General features: G+C 40.8%; 2 protein-coding genes. Both read left to right on the forward strand.

From position 1 onward, the window contains the following. The coding region (locus AB4496_RS17960) for a thiamine pyrophosphate-dependent enzyme (RefSeq protein WP_372131529.1) at positions 1 to 692 on the forward strand (692 nt) is incomplete at its 5' end. A gap of 404 nt (positions 693 to 1096) precedes the next feature. After that, positions 1097 to 1895, forward strand: a 799-nt coding sequence (locus AB4496_RS17965; protein WP_372131531.1) for an FRG domain-containing protein, incomplete at its 3' end; no start/stop codon positions are given.

A 1895-nucleotide genomic window follows, 5' to 3' on the forward strand; every position in this document is an offset into this window, starting at 1 on the left:
GGACACACGAACGTGACTCGTTCAGCTTAGATATGATTGAGGAAAACTCACACGAGACTCCGTTCTCTGGTGGTGAATACCTACACCCACGCCAAGTACTGCGTGAGCTAGAAAAAGCGATGCCTGAAGACGTTATGGTCTCGACGGATATCGGTAACATCAACTCAGTGGCAAACAGCTACTTACGCTTTGAAAAACCACGCAGCTTCTTTGCTGCAATGAGTTTCGGTAACTGTGGTTACGCATTCCCGACCATCATTGGTGCGAAAGCTGCGGCACCTCATCGTCCCGCTATTTCATATGCAGGCGACGGTGCGTGGGGCATGAGCCTGATGGAAACCATGACATGTGTTCGCCATAACATTCCAGTGACAGCTGTGGTATTCCACAACCGTCAATGGGGTGCAGAGAAGAAGAACCAAGTCGACTTCTACAACCGACGCTTTGTTGCCGGTGAACTTGAAAACCAAAGCTTTGCAGAGATTGCACGAGCAATGGGTGCTGAAGGTATCACGGTTGATAAGCTAGAAGATGTAGGTCCAACCTTGCAAAAAGCCATCGACATGCAGATGAACGAAGGCAAAACAACCATCATTGAAATCATGTGTACTCAGGAATTGGGCGACCCGTTCCGCCGAGATGCACTATCAACACCGGTTCGTTTCCTAGATAAATACAAAGATTACGTATAAGTCATAGGAAGTTTGTCCGGCCACCGCATTATAAAGAGCGTGGTCGGGCAATATTAACGGGTATTGGCAAAGTGCTTAAGTGAAGAACGTAAACGCTTAGTTCAATAATTTCTACTTAAACATTAGAACACTAATTAAATGTTCCGTCGGTACATAGGTGGTTCTAGCTATATAAACTTTGTTACTCGCTATTATTAATCGACCATTAACTCATAGCGCCTTAGCGAATGGTTCTATTACTGATACTTGTTTATGAATATATATACCTATTATCATTTTAGAAAAATACAATAACGACACTCGTTGACTATTGATCAATCGTTATTATTGGTTGGTTTTTATCATCGATTGATAGGGTTGTTGATATTTGGATTTTTCCGGATTTAAATTAAGTGAATCGTAGTATGCATGTTGTTAAAAATAAACGTTATATAAGTTCAATAGAAGAACTGTATGAAATAATCGATTCGCTAATTGCTGAGTGTAGTGGACATCGTGGTTTAATTTATAACGTGTGTGATTATGAAAATAATAACCTGATGCCAAGCTTAGGTCGCTCAAATCGAAAGAATATTCGCCGTGTCGAACAAGAGCTTCTCTCGACCGTGAGAATTTATGGCGGGCATTCGTTGAATGCACACGAGATAAACGATTGGTTATTGATGTGTTTAGCCAAGAAACAGGGGTTTCCAACCCGTTTACTTGAGTGGACAGATAACCTGGTAAATGCGTTGTGGTCTGTGTGTCATAGCCAAAGCAAAGACTGTATCAATATTATTAAAGCCATTGATTATCATAAGGTTAGTGTTTTTAACTCACCCTGTGACTTCAATAAGACTCAGATATTCAATGTGGCTGATTGTGATCAGCAAGAGCCACGCAAGGACAAGTGGTATTCCATTCACCCATTTAAGGAAGGTGGCAATGATGCCATTCAGCCTTTGTACGATGAGAAAGAATATTCAAACGGTCTAGTGTCCGTTCATATTCTTCCATCAGCGAAAGTAAACCTGATAAAGGAATTAACCTCCATGAATGTTTTAAATGAACCGACAGAATATATTGAAGAGAAACTGGCTGATTTGAAAAATGAAGCCCATGTAGATAACAATCAAGCAATTAATAAAGGTGAGGGTAATATCGAATTACAAGTTAATACTCATGATCGCCAGCTTGAACAGTATGGCAGAAAGTACCATCAAG

Source organism: Vibrio sp. 10N.222.46.A1 (genome assembly GCF_041473595.1).
Classification (GTDB): domain Bacteria; phylum Pseudomonadota; class Gammaproteobacteria; order Enterobacterales; family Vibrionaceae; genus Vibrio; species Vibrio tasmaniensis_A.